Annotated in this window: 29 protein-coding genes; 4 read left to right on the top strand and 25 right to left on the bottom strand. The window is 41.9% G+C overall.

The features are described 5' to 3' along the window. Positions 1-177, bottom strand: a 177-nt coding sequence (locus H1X92_RS00465) for a transposase (protein WP_180558337.1), incomplete at its 3' end; no start/stop codon positions are given. A 58-nt stretch (positions 178-235) separates the two neighbouring features. Between H1X92_RS00465 and H1X92_RS00460 the strand changes: the two genes are divergently transcribed. Continuing rightward, a complete protein-coding gene (locus tag H1X92_RS00460; protein ID WP_180558336.1) occupies positions 236-1,462 on the top strand; it encodes an RNA-guided endonuclease InsQ/TnpB family protein in 1,227 nt (408 codons plus the stop codon). Here H1X92_RS00460 and H1X92_RS00455 read toward each other — a convergent pair. The 18 genes from H1X92_RS00455 to H1X92_RS00370 form a co-directional block, all read right to left on the bottom strand. Beyond that, positions 1,415-1,819, bottom strand: a complete 405-nt coding sequence (locus H1X92_RS00455) for a conjugal transfer protein TraH (protein ID WP_180558363.1) — start codon at positions 1,817-1,819, stop codon at positions 1,415-1,417. The two genes, H1X92_RS00460 and H1X92_RS00455, sit on opposite strands and share 48 nt — an antisense overlap. Continuing rightward, a complete protein-coding gene (trbB, locus tag H1X92_RS00450) occupies positions 1,816-2,343 on the bottom strand; it encodes a type-F conjugative transfer system pilin assembly thiol-disulfide isomerase TrbB (protein WP_180558362.1) in 528 nt (175 codons plus the stop codon). The genes H1X92_RS00455 and trbB overlap by 4 nt, the downstream gene beginning before the upstream one ends. Before the next feature lie 2 nt (positions 2,344-2,345). Continuing rightward, positions 2,346-3,110: a type-F conjugative transfer system pilin assembly protein TraF gene (gene traF, locus H1X92_RS00445; protein WP_233458096.1), complete on the bottom strand. Its 765-nt coding sequence runs from the start codon at positions 3,108-3,110 to the stop codon at positions 2,346-2,348. Next, positions 3,110-4,900 carry a type-F conjugative transfer system mating-pair stabilization protein TraN gene (traN, locus tag H1X92_RS00440; protein ID WP_180558361.1) on the bottom strand — a complete coding sequence of 597 codons (1,791 nt, stop codon included), beginning with the start codon at positions 4,898-4,900 and terminating at the stop codon, positions 3,110-3,112. Before traN ends, traF begins: the two co-directional genes overlap by 1 nt. Further along, complete coding sequence (gene trbC, locus H1X92_RS00435) at positions 4,893-5,315, bottom strand: type-F conjugative transfer system pilin assembly protein TrbC (RefSeq protein WP_233458095.1); 423 nt, start codon at positions 5,313-5,315, stop codon at positions 4,893-4,895. The genes traN and trbC overlap by 8 nt, the downstream gene beginning before the upstream one ends. A gap of 10 nt (positions 5,316-5,325) precedes the next feature. Then, positions 5,326-6,330: a conjugal transfer pilus assembly protein TraU gene (gene traU, locus H1X92_RS00430; RefSeq protein ID WP_180558360.1), complete on the bottom strand. Its 1,005-nt coding sequence runs from the start codon at positions 6,328-6,330 to the stop codon at positions 5,326-5,328. Then, the gene (gene traW, locus H1X92_RS00425; protein ID WP_255498965.1) at positions 6,327-6,923 is read right to left on the bottom strand and encodes a type-F conjugative transfer system protein TraW; all 597 of its coding nucleotides are present in this window, start codon (positions 6,921-6,923) and stop codon (positions 6,327-6,329) included. Before traW ends, traU begins: the two co-directional genes overlap by 4 nt. A 19-nt stretch (positions 6,924-6,942) precedes the next feature. After that, positions 6,943-7,284, bottom strand: coding sequence for a TrbI F-type domain-containing protein (locus tag H1X92_RS00420; RefSeq protein ID WP_180558358.1), 342 nt, complete (start codon positions 7,282-7,284; stop codon positions 6,943-6,945). A 3-nt stretch (positions 7,285-7,287) separates the two neighbouring features. Further along, positions 7,288-7,854: a hypothetical protein gene (locus H1X92_RS00415; protein ID WP_180558357.1), complete on the bottom strand. Its 567-nt coding sequence runs from the start codon at positions 7,852-7,854 to the stop codon at positions 7,288-7,290. A 42-nt stretch (positions 7,855-7,896) separates the two neighbouring features. Then, a complete protein-coding gene (locus H1X92_RS00410; RefSeq protein WP_180558356.1) occupies positions 7,897-8,088 on the bottom strand; it encodes a hypothetical protein in 192 nt (63 codons plus the stop codon). A gap of 16 nt (positions 8,089-8,104) precedes the next feature. Continuing rightward, positions 8,105-10,690: a type IV secretion system protein TraC gene (traC, locus tag H1X92_RS00405; protein WP_180558355.1), complete on the bottom strand. Its 2,586-nt coding sequence runs from the start codon at positions 10,688-10,690 to the stop codon at positions 8,105-8,107. Next, a complete protein-coding gene (gene traV / locus H1X92_RS00400; RefSeq protein ID WP_180558354.1) occupies positions 10,690-11,223 on the bottom strand; it encodes a type IV conjugative transfer system lipoprotein TraV in 534 nt (177 codons plus the stop codon). The genes traC and traV overlap by 1 nt, the downstream gene beginning before the upstream one ends. Continuing rightward, positions 11,220-11,600: a hypothetical protein gene (locus H1X92_RS00395; RefSeq protein ID WP_180558353.1), complete on the bottom strand. Its 381-nt coding sequence runs from the start codon at positions 11,598-11,600 to the stop codon at positions 11,220-11,222. Before H1X92_RS00395 ends, traV begins: the two co-directional genes overlap by 4 nt. Continuing rightward, positions 11,597-12,802 (bottom strand): TrbI/VirB10 family protein, encoded by a 1,206-nt coding sequence (locus H1X92_RS00390; protein WP_180558352.1) that lies wholly within the window; start codon positions 12,800-12,802, stop codon positions 11,597-11,599. The genes H1X92_RS00395 and H1X92_RS00390 overlap by 4 nt, the downstream gene beginning before the upstream one ends. Positions 12,803-12,912: 110 nt before the next feature. Beyond that, positions 12,913-13,626, bottom strand: coding sequence for a TraK domain-containing protein (locus H1X92_RS00385; protein WP_180558351.1), 714 nt, complete (start codon positions 13,624-13,626; stop codon positions 12,913-12,915). Then, a complete protein-coding gene (traE, locus tag H1X92_RS00380; protein WP_180558350.1) occupies positions 13,623-14,192 on the bottom strand; it encodes a type IV conjugative transfer system protein TraE in 570 nt (189 codons plus the stop codon). The genes H1X92_RS00385 and traE overlap by 4 nt, the downstream gene beginning before the upstream one ends. A gap of 9 nt (positions 14,193-14,201) precedes the next feature. Next, positions 14,202-14,498 carry a type IV conjugative transfer system protein TraL gene (gene traL / locus H1X92_RS00375; protein WP_180558349.1) on the bottom strand — a complete coding sequence of 99 codons (297 nt, stop codon included), beginning with the start codon at positions 14,496-14,498 and terminating at the stop codon, positions 14,202-14,204. Continuing rightward, the gene (locus H1X92_RS00370; RefSeq protein WP_180558348.1) at positions 14,498-14,851 is read right to left on the bottom strand and encodes a type IV conjugative transfer system pilin TraA; all 354 of its coding nucleotides are present in this window, start codon (positions 14,849-14,851) and stop codon (positions 14,498-14,500) included. The genes traL and H1X92_RS00370 overlap by 1 nt, the downstream gene beginning before the upstream one ends. A gap of 259 nt (positions 14,852-15,110) precedes the next feature. Between H1X92_RS00370 and H1X92_RS00365 the strand changes: the two genes are divergently transcribed. Together H1X92_RS00365 and H1X92_RS00360 are read left to right on the top strand one after the other, a co-directional pair. Then, positions 15,111-15,749, top strand: a complete 639-nt coding sequence (locus H1X92_RS00365) for a helix-turn-helix domain-containing protein (RefSeq protein ID WP_180558347.1) — start codon at positions 15,111-15,113, stop codon at positions 15,747-15,749. Beyond that, on the top strand, positions 15,749-16,291 hold the full coding sequence (locus H1X92_RS00360; protein WP_180558346.1) for a hypothetical protein: 543 nt from the start codon (positions 15,749-15,751) through the stop codon (positions 16,289-16,291). The genes H1X92_RS00365 and H1X92_RS00360 overlap by 1 nt, the downstream gene beginning before the upstream one ends. Here H1X92_RS00360 and H1X92_RS00355 read toward each other — a convergent pair. The 6 genes from H1X92_RS00355 to H1X92_RS00335 all read right to left on the bottom strand — a co-directional run bounded on the left by H1X92_RS00355 (position 16,268) and on the right by H1X92_RS00335 (position 20,167). Further along, positions 16,268-16,996 carry a metallophosphoesterase gene (locus tag H1X92_RS00355; RefSeq protein WP_180558345.1) on the bottom strand — a complete coding sequence of 243 codons (729 nt, stop codon included), beginning with the start codon at positions 16,994-16,996 and terminating at the stop codon, positions 16,268-16,270. The genes H1X92_RS00360 and H1X92_RS00355 overlap by 24 nt on opposite strands. Further along, positions 16,974-17,693 (bottom strand): VUT family protein, encoded by a 720-nt coding sequence (locus tag H1X92_RS00350; protein ID WP_180558344.1) that lies wholly within the window; start codon positions 17,691-17,693, stop codon positions 16,974-16,976. Before H1X92_RS00350 ends, H1X92_RS00355 begins: the two co-directional genes overlap by 23 nt. 86 nt (positions 17,694-17,779) lie before the next feature. Then, complete coding sequence (locus H1X92_RS15995) at positions 17,780-17,911, bottom strand: hypothetical protein (protein ID WP_255498964.1); 132 nt, start codon at positions 17,909-17,911, stop codon at positions 17,780-17,782. A gap of 80 nt (positions 17,912-17,991) precedes the next feature. Then, complete coding sequence (locus H1X92_RS00345; RefSeq protein ID WP_180558343.1) at positions 17,992-18,279, bottom strand: stability/partitioning determinant; 288 nt, start codon at positions 18,277-18,279, stop codon at positions 17,992-17,994. 75 nt (positions 18,280-18,354) lie between these two features. Beyond that, positions 18,355-19,002 (bottom strand): AAA family ATPase, encoded by a 648-nt coding sequence (locus tag H1X92_RS00340; protein WP_370520584.1) that lies wholly within the window; start codon positions 19,000-19,002, stop codon positions 18,355-18,357. Between the two features lie 220 nt (positions 19,003-19,222). Next, positions 19,223-20,167 carry a replication initiator protein A gene (locus tag H1X92_RS00335; RefSeq protein WP_180558342.1) on the bottom strand — a complete coding sequence of 315 codons (945 nt, stop codon included), beginning with the start codon at positions 20,165-20,167 and terminating at the stop codon, positions 19,223-19,225. A gap of 701 nt (positions 20,168-20,868) precedes the next feature. Here H1X92_RS00335 and H1X92_RS00330 point away from each other — a divergent pair. Continuing rightward, positions 20,869-21,141, top strand: a complete 273-nt coding sequence (locus tag H1X92_RS00330; protein ID WP_180558341.1) for an HU family DNA-binding protein — start codon at positions 20,869-20,871, stop codon at positions 21,139-21,141. The last annotated feature ends 126 nt before the right edge of the window (positions 21,142-21,267 follow it).

The following is a 21,267-nucleotide window of genomic DNA, read 5'->3' as shown; positions in this document are numbered from 1 at the left end:
TCCGTTACTTTCCTTTAAATCAGCCCCAAAGTCGCGACACACTTCACCTGCATACTGATGAAATGCTTTGTAGTGCAAGCCACTGAGTACTTTCTTTCGGTACTTAGTCACAAAGACAAGGTGAACATGTAAAAGAAACGCTGCATGTCTTGAACGGTTGATTTTATATTTTTGCATTGAAATTAACCGGATATACGGTAAGATAGTGAGATAATTTACTACACACTGAGTAATAATGCTAATTCTAAAAGCCTACAAATTCAGACTCGAACCAACCGAAAAACAGTCGCAACGTTTGCGGCAGTTGTGCGGATGCGCTCGTTTTATCTGGAATTACGGGCTAGCAGAGACGCAACGCATTATTGAATCCGGCGGTAAACTACCGTCAGCGTTTGAACTAAATCGGATGCTCACAGAATGGAAAAAAAAGCCGGAACATTCCTTTTTGCAAGAAGCCTACACGGATAATCTTCAGCAGAAACTCAAAGATCTGCACGGGGCATGGAAACGCTGCTTTGATAAAAAACTGGCAGCAAAAGCTCCTGTATTTAAAAGGAAAAATGACGGGCGTGATTCAGTTCGTTTTGTTAATTTTGATAAATATTGTCAGCTCGATAATGGCAGAGTGAGATTACCGTCAGGTTTGGTATGGGTAAAGTTCCGGCAGTCGCAAAAGCTGTACGGTAAGATTAAAAACGCAACCGTTAGCCAACATGCGGGACACTGGTATATATCGTTTCAGGTCGAACTGGAAATGGACATTCAGCCTCATTCGTCAGCAACAATGATTGGTTTGGATGCAGGTGTAACCAGACTCGCCACGCTGTCAGACGGCACAGTGTTTGAACCTGTAAACAGTTTTAAAACCAACCAAAAAAAGCTGGCGAAATTCCAGCGTCAGTTAAGCTGTAAAGTTAAATTCAGCAATAACTGGAAAAAACAGAAGCGAAAAATCCAACGTCTCCACTCGCATATAACCAATATCCGCAAAGACTACCTTCACAAAGTCACCAGTGAAATCAGCAAAAACCACGCGATGATCGTCATTGAGGACTTAAAGGTCAGTAACATGTCGAAATCGGCAAAAGGTACACAAGAGCAGCACGGACGGAATGTCAGGGCAAAATCAGGACTTAACCGTTCGATACTGGATCAGGGTTGGTATGAAATGCGCCGTCAGCTTGAGTACAAGCAGCTATGGCGCGGTGGTCAGGTATTAGCTGTGCCTCCGGCATATACAAGTCAACGGTGTGCATGTTGTGGTCATACAGCGAAAGAAAATCGTCAATCACAAAGTAGATTCGAGTGCCTTGAGTGCGGGTATACAGAGAACGCAGATATCAACGGAGCTCGTAACATTTTAGCGGCAGGACATGCCGTGTTAGCCTGTGAAGTGAACGGTGCAGTAATGCCGTCAGCAGCAGGAACCAGGCTTCTGAGCGATCAGATAGTCTCCGACTAACGGGAATCCCCCTCCTGAGTCACGAAGTGTGAAGGTGGGGGAGGATGTCAACACTTTTATCTGGTCTGAGTTGATGAAGCTAAATGACCCCAGATAGGCATCAATGCCGCCACAGCCTGCTTTAACATCGGGCAAGGTGACCGAGATAAGTTGGATTTGTCTGACGGGATTACGCAGAAAAAGCGAGCCACCGGTGAGATAACCGGCTGCCTGTCCTTGCCACGCCGCAGCTTGGGTGACATTTGCGCCACTGCCGCTATTGAGCTCCTGAAAAAAATTGTTTAAATCTTCATTGATACCCGCATGCGTTGTGGTACAAAACAGCATGAGGGCAATTATTGGATTGCGGTTTTTCATTGCAATACCCCCAGTTTTTCAGCCAGCCCAAAAGACTGTTCCAGTCGGTTAACAAACATTTCTGCGCTCAGCATGCCTTGCGAAACCGGAATAGCGACCAGCGTTTGGGTGTTAACAATAAAATCGGTGGGCGTCACCTGCGGTAATTCAGGGAAAAACTCACTTATCACATCCGGGGTGACCGGTAATACGTTGGTAAAGGTGCTATCACCGAGTCCGTCAAAACTATAGACAAAAACCGGAATACCCAGTTGTTGCGCGGTGGCATTCAGAATGGGATTAAACTGCTGGCAATATTGACAATCGGATTTCATAAAATGCACGATTTGCCAATCGGTGATATTAAGCACCTGACCGGTTGATAAGCGAAAAGTCTGGTGCTTCGTTTTTTGCGCTATTCGCTGTTGTTTTGTGTCATTCATGGCTACCGTCTTGTGCTTTTCGAGTGCGGCGATTTCATCGAGCGTATTGGCGGCGATCGGTAATGTCAGCATCAGTAACAGAAGTGAAAGTATGTATTTCATCGTTAATCCCTCGGGGCAAAATCAGTGACACGGTTTAATAGCCGTTTTGCCAAATCATCCTGGCTGATAAAGCCATAAGCCAGTGGGTGGTAGCTGCCCGTGCTCGGGTCAACCAGAAAGAGCGCAGGGAAATAGCGAATCTGCATCTTTGCCGCCTGTCCTCGGTCTTTCTGGCTATAGGGTAATTCGGGGTTGATAACACCATCAACACTAATGGGTATTACCGCCATCTGATATTGCTGGGCAAATTCCCGCACCACCTGGGCGAGTTTGTTGTCCAACGGCACCTTGCCGCGATAGAAGAAAAAGACCCCATAGCGTTGATTGACAGCTTTAATGGCAGCAGTTTGTGCTTTACGCTCGTTCGCGTAAGACAAGGTTGCCGTGGCGTTATAATGGGAATGTCGATTGTTGTAATCGAGCTCCGGTTTCAGTAGCAGCACCTTCTGCCAGGTGGCTGAGAACTGACTGGCGTTATCCGACCAGTAATTTTGAAACGCTATCCAGCGCGCCACTTTCTCCGGCGATTTCGGGTCGAGCACCGCGGCATTGCGTAATTCATCGCCAATGGCTTTGATTTTTTGCATGGTTTCCACGGCTGAGGGCGGTTTTGACTGGGATTGTTGTTCTTCCGGCGCTTCCTGCTGTGGCGCAGGTTCGTTATACCAATGCCAACCGACCGCAGGGGAGTAGTGATAGCCATCATCAATTTTTGCGATAGATGAAAACGATAGCAACAAAAGACAAACAGATAGGTTTTTCATCATCAACCCCCTGACAATTCATTCTTGATCTGCTGGCTTATCTTTTCAGTGAGCTTTTTGCTATCCGGTAGTGTTGTTTTTCTGTCAAGCTCATCATAAAACTCGGTGAAATCGAGCGTATCAAATTTCACCCGTTGCAACTCATCAATGGTGAGTCCGCGACAATCCGGATGTTTAGCACTACCAAATCCCACGCCCAGTTGACCTCCTCTCCCTTGTGCCTGCACAATCTGCGCGAGCTTACTGTCAAACACGCAATAGCTGTGCTTTTTCCGCAAACACACGCCTAACACGTCTTCAGCGCAAAACTCCCCCACATCAACCACCAATCCTTTTTCTTTGGCTTTGCCTATCGCTTTTTCTTCACTGTCACAACTGGCAAGGCCAATATCATGCCCCCAACCGCTGCTTTTGCAGCAATTGCTAAAACCAATCGCCGTTTTGCGGCACGCCATCGGTTTACCGGTAAACGCACTGATATTTTTGCCATCCCCACTGATGTCTTTACCGGCTTTCGCAAGTGCGGCTAATTGCGATACCGCTTCGCCAAAGTCATTATTTTTGCCCGAGGCAATGGCGGCACATTTGCCGTCTGAGCAGTAGAATTTGCCGCCACAGAGAAACCCTTCCCCCTGCGTGGTTTGTTGACACTGGAATTTCACCGATTCCTTGACGCATAAATTGCCGATTTTCTGTAAACATTGGCGTTGCCCTTCACTGCAATTCGGGTCTTTTTCCCATCGTCCACAGGTATTATCATCCCGTTCAGAGACGACCCACTCCTCGGATCCTTGCCAGCAAGGTAACGTGACAGGATAACGTTTGCCGCCTTTAACGACATAACGGGTTTCGCCTTTTTGGCTGCACCAGGCTTTTGTTTTGACCGCATTGCCTTTATCAATAGGGCAGTTCGCTGTCCAAACGACTTTTGGATGCCAGATTGTCTCGCTCACCTTTAGGGTAAAACGTAAGGTAACCGTCGCCCCTTGGCGAAACTCATATTTTCCATATCGACTCTCCTCGTTATGTGAAAACCGAATGGGCTGACCTTTAACCCATTCTCGGGTTTTAATGTTAAGCGGATTTTCCACAGAACGACTGCCTTTAATCGCATAAGTAAACCGTGCACCTAATCCCTCTACTTCAATATAATCATCCATATAACCACCCCTGTAGGCGTAGGTCGCTTTTTCAATCGTACCACTCACATCGGGTGTAATTGTTACGACAATCCTACTCCCTTCTTTACGATAAGGCTGGCGGTTTAAGGGATACTCTCGGGTAACCCGCTTTGTTTTCGTTTCGCTCGTCCATGCAACGCTGGCCGTGTTGGTACAGGTACTGACAATGGTTTTTCCCCGTTCGCAGACATGCTCTTTAAATGTCGATTGGCTAATGCTTTTTTTGCTGCACTGCTCGGCACTGCCTGCGGTAATCCCTTCGGCATTTTCCTGAATGGTTTGGCTGTTTTTTACCATGTCCGATTGCCAGTCGATTTTATCCTTTGGATTATTGATATAGGTTTCCCGGACGAGCTTGCCTAATTCACTTTCACCCAGGGACTGATTGGCAGCATTGCCTATTTTCGATGCATCTTGATAGAAATCTACCTCATTGGGGTTAGGCGTAAAATTAGGTAATTCCTTTTGTGGCTGAAAATTCGTTAGCGCAGATTCCGTCTGCTTTTGCGTTTGTTCAGCCAGGTCATAACCTTCTTTCGCGGCACTATCCATCTCGTTGGCAAAAGCCGATATTGCAAACATCAAAAGTGGCACGGTCAGTATTTTATTCATCACGGCACGCTCCATGACGAGTAATTTGCGTTAATCCTTCATCCAGCGCCACTGTCCCATACACAACATCAAATGTCTTGCCACAGCGCTTAACCAGCGCAGGAACCTGGGTTATGCCATAGTAATCAAAGCGCAGCGGATCAATCTGGATACCTGCTACCTGATATTTTTGTATCAGATTAAGTAAGTAGCGGGCGGTTTTTTCCATACTGTTGTCAATCAGACCGTTGAAATAGACCGGGATCCCTTTTGCTTGCGCCGATTTTAATAATGTCACTAGCGTTTTTTCTGGAATGCTGGATGATAAAAAATAGGCGGTTTCTTGGGTAATACCTTCTAACGGCATCCCTTCCTCTGCCGGTGTAGCGACTGATATCAATAAAATTAACAGGGAGAGTAAGGTGAATTTTTGCATCGTTATTTTCCTAAAGCACCACACAGTTGCGTTTTTTCCACACCAGATAGCCGTAGTTCTTTTTAGTGTTTGGCATTTCTTTACCGGTTTGCCAGCGAATAACACTGCGACCGGTGGGATGACACTGATTGGCATCCGGCACGGGATTGACCATTTGATAGCGATAACGGCTTTTGGGCATAATCACGGTCGGGTATTCCTGACACACCGCCTTGTTTTTGCCAATCGTGTCCCAAATCATACCTTGGCGATGTAACTTAAAATTCATCCGCTCAGTGAGTAATAACGCACTATTAATGCCACTGCTTTCGGAATAAACCGTCCCCGTGAACGGATACATGGAGCCATGTGAACCCGCGCACCAAAAGAGCGCATCGAGTGGCAAGCGGACTTCGCTGGCAATCGCATCGGCGGCACAGGCTAACTGGGCAATGCTGTTGCCAAATAGCAGCGCTTCTGGATTGGTAAAAAGCGCCAGATTGTCGTCCATCCACATTGGGTCAAATTCCGAGAGATAGCCAATGTCATATTCCCCACCTTGCATGCATCCAATGGTGGTTAAGATGTTAAGCCAGCTGATAAGCGGATATTTGTACCAGTGAACGTGGTACATCCCACCTGGATTTTCATTGGCACCTTTGGTGCCTTTTCCCATGCCGATTTGTCCTATCGGAATGGTGAAACCACCCATATTGACCATACACATCGGTGAGCGCGTCACATCGGTCATGGCAAACGGCTCCCAGAAGCCTATCGCAAGGCCAATACGCTGAAATAACGGCGGGGGCGCCGGACATAACTGAATCGGTGAGGAGGGATTGCGTGTATCCGGTAGACTACTGCTATTTAAACTGATATCACCAAGGCTGATTGGAAACAGACAACGCCAGCAGATATCGGTAATGGGATTAACCCAGCGACCCTCACACAACGACGCTTTCGCCGACAGCATCGGATTGAGGAGCAAAACCGTGAAAAATAAGCTCAAGAGTATTGATTTCACAAAGACGTTCATTTCACCGCCACCTCAGTTATCCGTAGTAAGGAATGATTTGGCATTTCATCCACGACACTGGGCAATCGTTCAATACCAAACCGGTTAACCAAAACGCCACCCTGGTCAAAGTAGATACGCTGATTTAAGGCATCCGACGTGGTTTTTATATTTCCGTTCACCAAAATAATTTTTTTGATGGCGGTCGTCGGTTTTTGCGCGGCGACCCAGGTAAGCTGTTTTTCATCATCGCCATCGATGAAATAAAGCGTTTCATTAAAAGGGGTAATATCAAACGGACTCACCTTCTGCCCTTTGCGCGCAAAAAGGGTGCCATTGTGGTCACGAATATCTTTGGTGACGGTAAAACTGGGGTCAAACGTACGGGTAGTATTTTTTACCGCTTTGGTGAGTCCCTGTACCGGTTCAGGACGCTCGGCATTTTTTGTTACCCGCTCCCGCCATTCCTGGTGAATTTTCTCCTCATTGCCTAAAAAAGCACTTTCCACCTGCCCCTCAATTACCGTCAGCAAGTTTTGTTCGGCTATCGCCCACACATCGCCAAACGTGCCGATTTCAGTGGCTAGACTGACCGCGCTGAAACTCATCAACATACCGATACAAGGCAGCCATTTATTCATGGTTTTTCATCGCCTCGGCAAGCTGTTGCTGGATATCAGCCGTTTTATCCACTGCTCCTGCCATCACCGCACTATTAACCAGTATTACAGTGTTACTTTTACTGTTTTTTTCTAGCACCCGTTTTAAGGTGGTGTTATATCGTTCTATCAGCTGGTCTTTTTTCTCATCTGACAAGTCCAGTTTGCTGACCTGCAGTAAAAAGCGATCGGTGGTCTTTTTCATATCAAAGGTGATAATGCTCGTCGGCGGACAAAGCCAGTGGTGTACGGACATAATCAGTAGCGTACTGAATAAACTTCCTATGATGAAATTAATGATGGCAGTCTTTTTCATGCGTTAAGCCTTAGGTAATGGCTTTTTTACGGCTGACAGGTTAGTCATCACGCCTGATACCGCAAACACCCCTGAAAGCACTAATGCGCCTTGACCAAGGGAAAGGAGAAGCAGTAGAAATCCGTTTATTTTAAAATTAGGGTAGAGATTAAATATTTGGATTTGACTGATATCCAGTCCGAGATTGTGAACAGTGAATCCCACTATCAGAAAAATTAGCCCTGACCAGTACAAACAATTCAACATTCTGTTAAAACTGATATTGGGTTTTAACCAGGCAGCGACCCACCGAGTTTGGGTTGTTTTACTGCTACGATACTCAACGATCGCCAATAGTAGACAGTACAAGACTAAAACCCATAGCGCCTCGGTTATTCCCCAATAGAGCGCCAATAATTCAAAATCAGAATTTTGCCTGGCCAAGGTAAGGCTGGCACTTAGCGAGAATTTCCCTACCCCCATGGCAAGCCCGTAAAAATAAGTTACAAATAACGAGAAAAGCGCGACTAGCGTAGTCGCCTCCGCCACCTTTAACCAATTAGATTTTGTTGATGCCACTATTTTTTGCATTTATTTTCTCCAAAAAAAGTTAATTGATGTAACAAACGTTAACTAAAGCCCGACTCCATGGTATGAGTGAGGAATACTTTCAAGGATGTTTAATAAACACATGACACTTCCTACACTCAGCGTCAGCACTAACGCAACATCTAGCTCAACTCGCTTTCTCCCTGTTTCATCCAATCGAATAACACTAAACGACAATGCGGCAATCATCAGAAACGTAATTATCAAGATATCCAATCCCCACCTCCTTTTCTCATGACTTCACCTGCTTTAATTTGGCCAATAACGCTGGGTCTTTCTGTTGCGCCATTTCAAAAATAATGTCATTGATGTTCGCGCCTTCTTTTAAGCGCCTCTCCCGATAGGTGAAGTCATCACCTCGGGAAGAGAAAAGCTCATTACTTAATGGGTCGAGCACTAATCGATGAAAGCTGCTGTAACCGCCAACGCTTAAATGCACGGCACTAAATCCGGCACGGCTGGCAGGGGGAAACTTTTGGATTAATGCCCATTCCATCTCATTAAAGGTGGAAGGTTCTTCTTTTTGGAAGGTGGCAAAGGCTTTTGCATCCTGCATCAGCGTGAATTTAAAGCTGCTGTTGTCATAAGCGGCCAGTGCTGCGGTACTTAAATTTTTATCGCGGATACTTTGTGTTACAGTGCCAAAGGAACCATTATGCCGACGGGCTGTACGGTAACCTTCCTCGATGAAATCGCGGACTTTAGGGCTCTTGGCATCCAGCAGTTTCCAGCCTTCATCAATAATGTTCATCTTGCGTAAACTACGTGGCGTGTTGTACATCAGGTTTTCTGCCCAGAGCATGAGCGTAAATAACACCGCCATAAGTAAATCCCGATTGGCTTTCAATCCACCGAGCTCGGTGACCACAAAGCGCATATCTGGCTTTAAGGTCGGCTCGCTGCTATTAAAATATCTGCCGTATATCCCTTTGGTGGTGTATTTGTTTAGCAGTACCAGAATTTCATCAATGCGACCGGTGATACGGCTAGCCTCTTGAATTTTACCGCGATGTTTTTTTAGATAATTAACGACATCATCGATACGCATATCCTGTTTTTTGTCAGGCCAGGATTCCGTGATCGCTTCGAGTATCAGTGATTCATGCACTTCATCCATCAGGCCATTAGGACTGGCAAGAATGCACAACTGGTCACGAATGCGCTCAGCGCTCAAGGTGATATCGGTAATGTTGGCAAACGGATTAAAGCGCAAGGTTTCCCCGTTAATGTAGGTGCCACCCACGCTCTGGCAAAACGCCTTGTAGCTGTCACCGATATCAAAGATGGACAAATAACCCCCACTATCCAACACCTGTCTGGCAATCGTTTGTGCCAACACCGATTTCCCCGCACCTGAGGTGCCCGATTCAAACCAGTTAAAATTCGTGTTCGGCAGACTTGCGTCAAAAATATCGAGAAACGCCAGTTGATGGCGGTAACTTGGGAAGACTATCCCTGCCTGACTGAGCTTGTTATCGGCGATAATCGGCATGAGATTGACCGCCTGAAAGGATTCTGCCCGTTGAATAGCACCCGTTTTTAAAAAGTCTTTCCAGAGCTTCGGATTATCGCCCACCGCAAAAGGTAAGTGACCCAGGAAGTTACGCATCTGCATTAAATCGGCTCTGACCATATTAAGCCCCTGCATCGAAAAGGCTTTTTTGGTGCGCTCCGCTTCTTTAGCCGCTTCCTCTTCATCATCACGACAAAAAAGGGTGACGCCGAGGTAATAACCGGACAGTGACGTCGCGGTTGAGAGCAATCCTTCGCGCAAACTTTTCCATTCGGCGTGCTGGCGTTTGGTTGAGGGGATATATTTTGCATAAGACGAGGAAACTTTCCGCTCCAAATCCAAGAAATTCTTATTGGCCTCACCCTGACTACGGGACTGGTCTTCGGTTTGAATGATGAAACTCATGACAAATGGGCAACGGATGCCGTTTTGTGGATTAAGCAGATTGGAAATAATATTGCCGTTTTGCCAGAGATAGTGCGCTCTGGGATTGCTGTCGAGGTTAAAATGCATAGCGCGGGTGGAAAACGGTTTGTCTTCTTCATTGCGTCCGGTAATTTCCACATAGCCCGGTTTAAACCAGTAGCAGGTGTTGTTCTGCACAATCTGCTGATTTATATCTTTATCTTCTATCCATTCTGTTGAGTATGGTTTTAATCTTTCCGTATCCGGGTTAATCATTTCGCGCATCATCTGCAAAAAGCGGGTGATTGACGCATTGTCCGCATGAATATCGGAGGCATTGAGCGCACTTAACAGATTACGGCGGATTTCACGGATTTTGATGATTTCACTTTCCGTTATCCGCTTACACTGCTGACAAAAAGCAAAATAAAGATGATAATCCCTCAGCGTCAACGGCAGATTTTGTGGATTGGCAAACTGATGACGCGCCGCATCCAGATAAAAGCCCTGCGTGATTTGATTGCATTCATCGGCACGATTGCCCTGCCAGCTAAAATCACGCAAGCCGGTGGTTAATTTCTCGTACACCGTTTGACTGGACAGCAAAATCACCTGCAGCGGAATATCACGCGGTAAATTGTTCTTAACTAGCTCTTCTAATGATTCGACCAGCTTTTCATTTGCGCCTATTAAGGGTTGCGCCTCCAATAAAAAACCTAATGAGCTTTGGTTAATAAAAAGCTGATGGTCGCCGTCATAATCCCGATAGGGCAATAAGTCGCGCAAATGCGGATAATCCATCGACTCAAGCTTTTTTGCCGTTTCACGGGTGGTGTCTTTTTCCATCAGGGCATTGCCCACCAGTTCAATGATTTTGAGTGGATTGACGTGTTTTAACATTAAATCGTCTCCACATTTGCCCAGCTGGCCGGGGTGGTCACGAAATAAACCACTTCGCCGGCATGAACGACGTCATCGGGTGCGACATAAGGGGCAATCCACGCGCGCGTTATCCGCTCCACTTGCCGAGAGGGAGCGCCGGTTTCACCGAGACAAGGACTTGCCGGACAGGCAGCACTGGGCTGTGTGAGGGCGTTATTCGTTAGCCAGCGTGAAGAAAGATTTTTAGCGGGTGACGGTAATGGGTTATTTATGTTCTGAGGTCGTTCAGTTAACAATGTTACCGCTGTTTGCATCGGGTTTAATTGAATTAAGCGATAAGCCGATAGATTAAAGCCTTTAGCGGACTTGACGTCCTCGCCTTTATGTTGGGCGACTGAATCACTGGCGGTATTGGTCATCTCATCGGCCTCACTCATCCAGTAACCTGAGTCTTTGGCGGGTTTGCCAAATTCAAACTCACTATTCATACCCGCGCAGCCTGAGAGCAACACAATACCGCTAATAATCCATACCCGACAGTTCAACATCATGTTGACTCCTTCTTGTTGGGCTTTCTCTGAAAAATCCCGATAGCCAACCGCAAAAAACAAAGTATTAAGGTGATAGCCAATGACAGACGAAAAACGGGGGTGAGCAGCTCTGCAACGTTATCAAACGTTAAGTACATCGCCTCCGGTTCAGTGGGATAACTGATTGCCAGATTTCCACTTAATGCAAAAGCGACCGTGAGCCAGATAAACATCAATGGGAAATAAAGACTGAAATGCATTATCAGTTGTAAGCCATGCAGGGTAATTTTTTTAACGACTGACGCATTTTGCTTAACCGCCAAAATGTTGTTGCTTTTTGTTTTCACCCTATTAAGGGGTGAGCGTTTGATGACAGTTCTCTGTACTAACGTATTCATGGCTTTATGCCTCCGTTATTTGACGGTGGTTTTGTTGGTGTAACAAAATCGGACAAGTCCATTGAGGCGGCACTGCCTAACTGATTGAGCAACTCCGGCGGAAGATTGGTTTTTAGACTGTTGCCGGCGTTTTTCGCCAGTTGGGTGGGTGACTCAGCCGCTTTTCTTGCTTCCACATCCTCAATAAATTCGGCTTTAAAGCCTTTTTGGAAAACTACTTCGACGCGATTAGCAGCGCCTATCGGAATAACCGGATGATATTGCTCCGCGCGCTCAATGTAATAATCCGCCAGTTTATTGGCTGCTGTGGATGCCCCACTACCCAGCGCCTGTCTGGCGACTTCCTGAGTTGTGGCCTGATGGGTTGCCCCCATGCCGACGGTGGTATTGCCAATTTGCGAGAAGGCGTTACCCAAACCACCTAATGCCCCTGCACCAAAAGCCAGTCCGAGCATGGCGCCATTGCGCATCACCGGTATGCCTTTAATGCCGTTTTTGCCATAAAAACCGACATGCCCTTCAACTACCTGGTCAATATGTTTGTTATCAATGACACACGACAGACGCTCGAGTCTTACTTCTGCCCGTTCGCTGGATATTTCTCCCCAAGCCGACGCGGTGACAAAGCAGTGAGTTAATTTGTCGAGTTTTTGGTTGCCAGGTAGATGGGCAAGGCCGGTTAATTTAAACTGCATGGCGACTTTTTTGGTTTCGCCTTTCACTGACGCATTGGCATCCGCGCCTTCCAGTACAATGGCGGTAGAAAATGTCCCTGAGGGGACATAAAAACCGGATGAGATCACGTTTTCTTTTTTTGGATAGCTAAAACGGGTACTTTCAAGTTGGCCTTTCGGTGGAAGGATAGCAATTTGCGAGGAATACCCTGTTTGACTTGCCCCTGGTGTTGGCTGGCTTTCCATCGCTTTTTGATTATTCTGCAAATCAGCTTGAAGCTGATCCACATTGGCCTTCAACTGGCTATTTTCGTTTTTAACTGCATCAAAATCGCGCTTAATGCCCTGAATTTCTTTTAGTAACATGTCCATTGTCTGCCGGTTGGCTTTTTCGCTTAACTGGGCATCGGTAACCACGTTGCCTTGCACCTTATTATCAAAGGTATTGGTGATAGCACCCGTTAAATCCGGTTCTTGAGTGGGAGCATTACCTGATTGCACAGTGCTGTCAGCGGCGGTGAGTTCCACGCCGGAGGCTTGCTTATTTACCCACCAAAGCAGCGTAAAAATCGCCACCACACCGAGGCCAATTGCACTAAACACCACCTTTTGATTTTTGCGGATAAAATGATTGATATTCATTCCGGTTTCTCCTTAATCAGAAGAAACAGCGTGACCTGCTCTTGCGGTCGTAAGGTGTTAACGGTCGGATTAAACGCAATCGCCATCGTTTGTGGAACCCAAAAAACTCGCTCATTTAATTGAATAGGTTGTGAGGTTTTGTTCTTAACATTAACGCGTAGTAACCGAATGTTTTTGCCCTGAAAGCTCACACTGTCCCAAAAGCGGAAGTTGGCTAATGCCGAGGCTGACCAGTTGACGTTTACGCGACCATTTTTAACAAAACCAGTGGGGATATTGTCGTTCATCGCTGCCGTGAAGATACGAGTAATAAATTGACTGTAAGAATCACTGGTTTTTCCCCACTCCTCGGCACCCGCGTCAGCTTTCGCCTCGGCATTCATCACGCTCACATTGATGCCCTGGGATTTTTTGACGGGGATGGCATTGACCATGAAACCAAAGCCCTTTTCGGTTTCGATATAGAGCGAAAACGGCGCGGTTTCGTCGGTGGTGAAAATTAATGCCCCGCTGTCAGTGGCTTTTTTATCGGCGAGCTTGCCGGCTGCGCTATTGGCTTCCACTATCCGGTCGTTCATCACCGCAATCACATTCGGTTCACGATTGCTCACGGAAAGTCGCACCACACTATGAGGGGTAACAGTCAGGTTCTCTGCCCAATTGGATGTGGAAATCAACATAAAACTTAGGCAAAAAAGCAGTTTTTTCATGCCGGCAACTCCACAAAATCCGTTAGTTTCAATGCCCCATCGCGGGTCTCGAGGCGCAAGCGATAGTGCTTATCGACCGGCTCCACGGCTTTAATGCCGTAAAAAAAGTGCAATTCGCCGGTAATATCCACCACACCAGTATCGGGACTCACCTTGACCTCCTTGAGATAAAAGGTAGAGCTGGCTTCATTGATAGCCATCCGTTGGCGCTCCTGCGCTAACACGGCAATCAGTTTTTCGCGTAAATGCGTATCACTGTAAGCCAGCAACAAATCATGACTGTCTTTGATGGTTTGCGCGGAGACATTCAGACGCAGGTTAAGCAGACTCAACGCCATCAGACGAAGATAACGGGCATCACCGCGTGTGCCGTGAAAGGAAAAACCTTCGTGGGCAACCATTGGGGTCACAATCGTTTGATGATTATTAACAAGCTGAGAAGTCAATTCCCTGTTTTGCATTAGTAGCCGATAACAAACACCTAAACTTAACACCGTTATCACCACACAGGTCACGACCCCGATGGCTAATTGCTTTTGTGATGACTTCCGCAGTTGATAATCCATGCACGCTCCTCACGCTATCCAGTACCGTTTGAAACTTTCGGGTAATACGGTGATAAAAAAACGCATGACTGAGGTGGGTAACCCCCAGTACGCGAGACCCAACAGATAACTTGACCCTTTGCCCTGCTTAAGCCTTCGAAGCCCAACAAAGGCGATGGCTAATGCAGGGGCAAATATCCACATATTGACGAAAATCGCACAGCCAATAAGCGGCAGGTAAACCACTGCTTCATCGAGGGGCAACCCCAAAAACCGCCGCTGATGCGCGAGTGTCGAGGGGAACTGGTAGCGTGAATTATCCGACATTAAATTAATCCGAAGACCACATTAACAAAGACCAGCACTGCGGCGATGCCACCAAAAACGGCAATATTTTTGGTTTTAACATAAGCGAGAACCGCTGCCAGAATTTCCAGTACGTACAGAATCCAGACTACCGTTGAGCCTTTGCCAAAAGTGCTTTGGATCACCCCTTTGCCATTAACAAACAAATCACCACTTGCCGGCGCATCTGCAAAAGCCTGCATAGCCGGAAATAGCATCAATATTCCGAGAAACGTCATTGTTAATAACGATTTTTGTTGTTTTAACACCTTGCGGATAGCTACCGCACCCACAGTGAAAGGGTTTTTTAGGCATGAAGTTACCTTGCCGTTCATTTAAGTCTCCTTAAGACGGTTGTTGATTAAGTAAACAAAAACTGAGTGGTGATGCACTAACCCTTAATAACGTATGGAATTTAGGTAATTGCAAATGCGAACATAAAACATTTGATTGAGAAGAACCTAATAAAACCAACATTATTTTCCTTAATTACCTCCTAATTTATAGATTACGTGTTAAAATTATGATTATTTATTACAAATAACACCTATAAAAAATCCACTTTAGATTATATATTATCAGAGAATTTAGAATATGCAAAAAGAAAACACTATAATATCCAAAGGGGATAATTTGTTAATAAAATTGATAGCCAAAAACTTGACTAGGTTGATGAATGAGAAAAACATTGAATCTCAACAGTTAAGCGATATAACAGGCTTAGGTATAGCAACAGTTAATTCTTTAAAACGTGGGGTAGGTAATCCAACACTTACCACATTGGAAGTGTTAGCTAAATTTTTCAATACTAGTGTTAGTGAACTTATTGAGAAAAAAGAGGAAGGAGTTTTATCAAAAGTTATTGTTGATCCAATGCCTTTAGTATCTTTATCTAGGATTGACAATTATATTGACAACAACTTATTTGAGGATACGTTTATTGCAGAAATAGGCAATCACCCCTCAACATCTCTGTTTGCTATCAAAGTCGATAACGACACCTTAAATCCTTATATTCCTATTGGTACTATTTGTATAGTGTCAAAAGTAGCAAATGTTAAAGATGGAGATATCACTCTCGTTAAAATTAACCATCACACACCATTTTTTAGAAGAGTTTATATTGAATCAAAACATTTAGCTTTTTCTCCTATAATGATAGAATCAAATCCCACTATTTATGAAAATTATGAGTTATTGGGTGTTGTTATCAAGAAAATAAGAAGCTTCTAATGATGAAAATAACTTACTTTAAAAAAATTTTTTCTTTTTTGAAAAAATCATATAGTCCTCGCTATCAACTTGAACTAGTTGATAAAAAAAGAAATGAAAATCATTTTCTCTATATATTTAAGTGTCATGGAAGCCATGAATGCATTGAATTAAATTACGACCAAATCATAGATAGTGAATGTTTCTTAACGCTTATTCATCCTAAAGAACTCATCCTTATGGAAAAAGAAAACTATTCTTTACGGTTAGAAAATAAAAAATTATTTATTTATTCAGAAAACGAAAACCATGAGTATGAAATAAGAAACAAATATAGTAAGCACACCTATACTGGTAATTATATTTTAAAAAATATCGATTATTTTCCTGATCTTGATACAAAAGATGCAATTTTAATTGCATATAATGCAGGCCTTAATGAAGGAAGAAAATTATCTAAAAAAATAAACGAAGAAATTAAACTTCATAATGAACTGAAGAATAAAAATTATGAAAATAACATTATTAATTTTAATCGATTAAATCATGATAGTTTCAGATAAGTACTTGTCTTTAAAGAAATAAAATTTTCGATATCCGATTTTTTTTTCTACTTCTGGCAATTCTGTTCCTTTTTTCCACTGAAAACAAACTGCTGGGGCAACTTCTAGGGTAAAATTTTTATGTGTTAATTTATAATTGCCATGCGCATGTCCACAAATTACAAGTTTTATTTTCTTTTCCTTATCAATAATTTCTATTAATTTATTGCTATTTAACAGCATACAGCCATCAATAAGCGGTGTTCCCAATTTTAAACAGTGATGATGCATGATTAATGCAATATTATTTCTTTCATTTTTACAGATTTTATTTTTTAAATTATTAAGTTCATCATTAGATAGAAATCCACTATCTTTACCATAATCAACCGTATCGACAGAAATAAAGTTCCAATAAGGAGAACATAGTTCGTCTATTGGTTTTAGATCGCTAAATACTAAGTTCAACTTTTCTTTTTGGTCGTGATTCCCTTGTAAATAATAAACAGGTTTATTCAATTTTTTTAATAGCTCTAGCGCTAATTCATATGATGGTACCGTCTCATCTTGAGATATATCCCCTGTGACAATAATAGCGTCACAATCACCCTCCTTTAACAGAAGGTGATTAATAATCTTATTAAATGAATTGTAAGTATTAACGCCAAATAATTCTTGATGAATATCAGAAAACAAATGGAGATCAGTGAGCTGTATTACTTTCATTTTCACTACTCTGTTTAAAAACATTAAATGGATTATAACTGATGTTATAATCAAATGTGTCTATCTTCTCAATTTTTTTCACTTTTCTAGCCAAAAGGATACCTATTGGTAAAAGTAAAGTAGACATAATTACCTTATAACTCCATGTTGTTGAAATAATATTAATTAATTCAAAAAAGGAGTATTTAGAAGACAAACTTATAGGATAAGCCGTTATTAAAAGAATCCCCTGTGCAATCATAGCTGATAACATATATCTAACTAAAAATAATCTTCCTTTAAAATAAATTTTTAGCCTACTTATAATGTAACCATTGCAGAAATAAGAAGCAGGAACTGAGATCCAAGTACCCAGCATAACACGCCAAAACTCACCAAATAGCGACTGATAAGTTTCTGATATATGGTTATTATCGACTTGATAGATTGAGCATAGATTAACTAAAATAACAAAGAAACTTTGACAAAGTACAATAACCCAAACTATTCTCGTTCCTAGCTTGTAGCCATACACTTCCGTTGTAACTGCAGATAGTAAATAGCATAGAGAAAAAATTATTCCGCTTGCCGTTATTTTAACAGAATAGAAATCAAACGTTTTGTACACAAGTGTGTCACAGGTGATCATGATGGTCACCGTTAATCCAACAAATAACTCATACAGTTTAAAATCATTTTTGTAAATTAACCTATTCATAATATCTATCCTTTCCTTCAAAAGAAAATTGGGGTGAAAGTGTCAATTAATATAAAGTTTTTAAGAATTAATTAAATGTATGGCTATCACCATCCCCCAACGCTATTCAGAATTCTGGCACGCTGACGAAGGGTTAAATTGCGGGACAAACGGGGAAACAATACGATTGTATGTTTTGGTGCTTCACAGACAAGCACGCGGAAGGTACTATTGTTCATAGCTCAACTCCTACTTATGCTAGGTTTTGGGTTAGCTATCTATGGGGAGGTTAGATTCCCTTTAGGTAGCGCATAATTTATTAAATCTTCATGGATTCTATTAACCATGCGTTTTTAATATTTTCGTCAAGATCACTGTATGCCAATATAGCAGCTTTTAATATCATTGTTTTGTTTTGACCGATTCTATTAGCTTCATCTTCAAGAAGATCAATGACAAAACGCGGTAATCTAAAAGTTGATGGAGTTAATTTTTTTCCTTGTTCCGGACGCCTATCTCCTTTAGCAATAAAACGAGCAGTATCACTTTTTTTAATATCTAAGTTATTTTTAATTTGAATATTTGGTTTCTTTAGTTTTAAAGACATGGCTAAATCACCCTAAAAGCACACATTGTATTTACATTATATAACAAAAGGGGTTCAATGTACATACAATGTATTTTAAATTAAACCAATCTCTTTACCTATCAGTTCTAATTGACCTTTTGCCTTTCCTAAACTACTTCCTCGTTCAACTTCGTGAACTCCTGCGCCTAAATTAACCGCATTTTCAAAAATATCCAATTCTGAAAGCTTTGTTTTTAATGGTTGAATCCATATACTGTCGCTGCGCAATTCCTGCTCTAACTCCAAAGCATCTTTAATTTTATTGTGTTTAATTCTGGTCATCAAAAGATGACTTTTTAAATTTGGATTTTTTAAAGCGGGATCACGAATAGTTTCAGTTAATTTTGTCAATGTTCCTTTTTCGAACATAGATGATGGTTTAATTAATGTAATTACGACATCAGCTATAGTTAGAGCGCTCCGAAATTCGGCACTATCATGACCAGCACAGTCAATAATTAGAACATCACACATTCGCTTAATTCTAATAATTTCACTTATTACATTACCATAAGCTTCAAAAACAGGTATAGTAGTAAGTTCTGCTTCGCGGCGAATTTCAGCCCAGTTTAACAGATCAGGATTTTTGTCCGTCTTTAAGATTATTACATTTTTATCATTATTAACTAACATTACTGCTATATTAACTGCTGTAGTACTTTTTCCAACACCACCTTTATCGGATGCAAATAGAAGAATCATAATTATCACCCTCAATATGTAATACAAAGTAAATACAAAGAACGTATGAAATCAACAATTAATAATACATTATACATACAAAATGTATGTACAAATATAATACATTGTAATATACATTATAGTTGTTTTTTGTTCAACCAATGAACTTATAATTTAAAATACCTAGTATGTACAAAAACAAAATACAATGTATGTACTTGGTATAAACCTAAAATAGTAATCAATTTTTATTCTTATTAAAATTTTTATTTTTAATCTTAAAAATTTCTTTCTTCCCTTTCTCTCTTTTTCGTGAAGATTCAGCTTGAGGGGTATTTTGATTACGATTTTTAAAGGTCACTTTATTGGTGGAAGGATCAAACAGAACTTCATAGTCGGGAAGGTCATTTGTTTTAGCGAGTTGTTTTATATTAAATTTAAACTTAGATAAGGCTGCTGTACTTCCTGTTTTTGCATATAGTTTATCAAGTGAAATTACAAATTCATGCTGATTTCCACAATGTTTTCTAGCTATTTCATATAATCTTCGATCTATCGCTTTACGAATGCGAAAATAATCAGGGCTAATTTGCAAAACTTTTGTTTTAGTGATTGCCAGATACAGCCAATCAGGTAGGGTAACTTCCACCATACCTATTTCCAGTTTGCCTTTGCGTTCTTCCACTATTCGCCAACTATCAATTAATCCAAATTCTATTGTTTCTTGTGCATCTTCTGAATATATAATATTAGTTTTGACTCTTGTCCCAGATAGGCGAGACAAAGCTTTTTCAAGTAATTCATAATTTTTTCCACCATTATCTCTATTTGTGGTGATAAAAAAATCATATGGGGTAAAAGTAATAGTTTTACTAATAGGTTGATTATTGTTTATAGCTTCCTGTAATTTTGAAATAGAATAAATCCAAATATCTTTATCAAAAATAGTTGCTAATCCTATCTCAGCGGCCGGTCTAATAGTAACTATAGTATTCCCATTTTTATAGATTCTTACTTTGGTATCACCACCTTTCAATGCAAAGAAAGGATGCTCCATACTAGCCATCTCATCACGAAACGTAGTGATGTCTATATCATCAGCAATAAAAAATTCGAGTTGTTTGTGTTTGCGTGGACGTAAGGTTTTCAAATTGTGTTTTCTCGTTTTCGTTGTAAGATCAGTCATAGCCTTAATCCTAGTATGCTTAGGGTTTTGGTTAGAACCGTGTAATTGTTCTCAGCATTTACACGGTTCGTGTAATTTCGGACTTTAGGAATAGTATTCCTATCAAAAAAATAACGGACTTTAAGAAAAAATAACGGACTTTAAGAAAAAAATCAATTATTGTTAAAAATTTAAACAAAAAAAAGACCTTTTTAATGTGGATAACAAAGCAAATTAGGCGGACTTTAGGAAATAAAAAGCGGACTTTAGGAAATAAAAAGCGGACTTTAGGAAATAAAAAGCGGACTTTAGGAAAACGATTTAAAAAAAAACATTTTATAATCATAATGTTATATTACATTTATCCCTCTTTAACTTATTTAACTTATACATAACTATATTTAACCGGAAATTTTTCCCCATTCGCTGTGGATAACTTTTTTGACAAAAGTGGTATAACCACTTCAAAATATTCATTGGCTTTAGATATTTTCATTTGGTTATTCTTTAACCAATAAGTGACCTGATTCCTTTGTGACCTTAAGTGATATTCCGCTTCCTCGCCCGTTCACTCGCGTTGCTCGGTCACTAAGCTGCGGCGAGCGTTTGGGATCAATATTTTTAAATGGATTTTTAAATTAATTAACAGTTAGTCATTGCACAACAGTGTCACTACCGCTAGCATAACTAGGATTAACGTAATCTATTCATTTAGGTGCAACATGAATAAAACAGAACTCATCAACAAAGTGAGTGAAAAATCAGGATTAGCCAAGAAGGATGCAGAGAAGGTGGTTAATGCCTTCGCAGAAACCATCACCGAGTCTTTGAAATCGGGTAACAGCGTACAGCTCGTTGGCTTTGGCAGTTTTCAGGTTAAACAAAGAGCAGAAAAAAAAGGACACAACCCACAAACAGGCAAGGCAATTAAAATTGCGGCTACCAACGTACCGGGTTTTAAAGCAGGTCAAAAGCTAAAAGATGCGGTTAAATGAAAAAAACAGATAACGCATTGGGAGTTAAGCCTTTTTTAGTTTTTGATATTAATAATCAAAGTTCTTCAAAATTCTTCAATACCTACGATGAAGCAGCCGATTATTGCATTGATAACGGAATTTCAA

The sequence above is a fragment of the Arsenophonus endosymbiont of Apis mellifera genome, assembly GCF_903968575.1.
Lineage (GTDB): Bacteria > Pseudomonadota > Gammaproteobacteria > Enterobacterales > Enterobacteriaceae > Arsenophonus > Arsenophonus apicola.
Note: the sequence above shows the minus strand (reverse complement) of the source record. Positions and strands in the feature narration are given on the sequence as shown.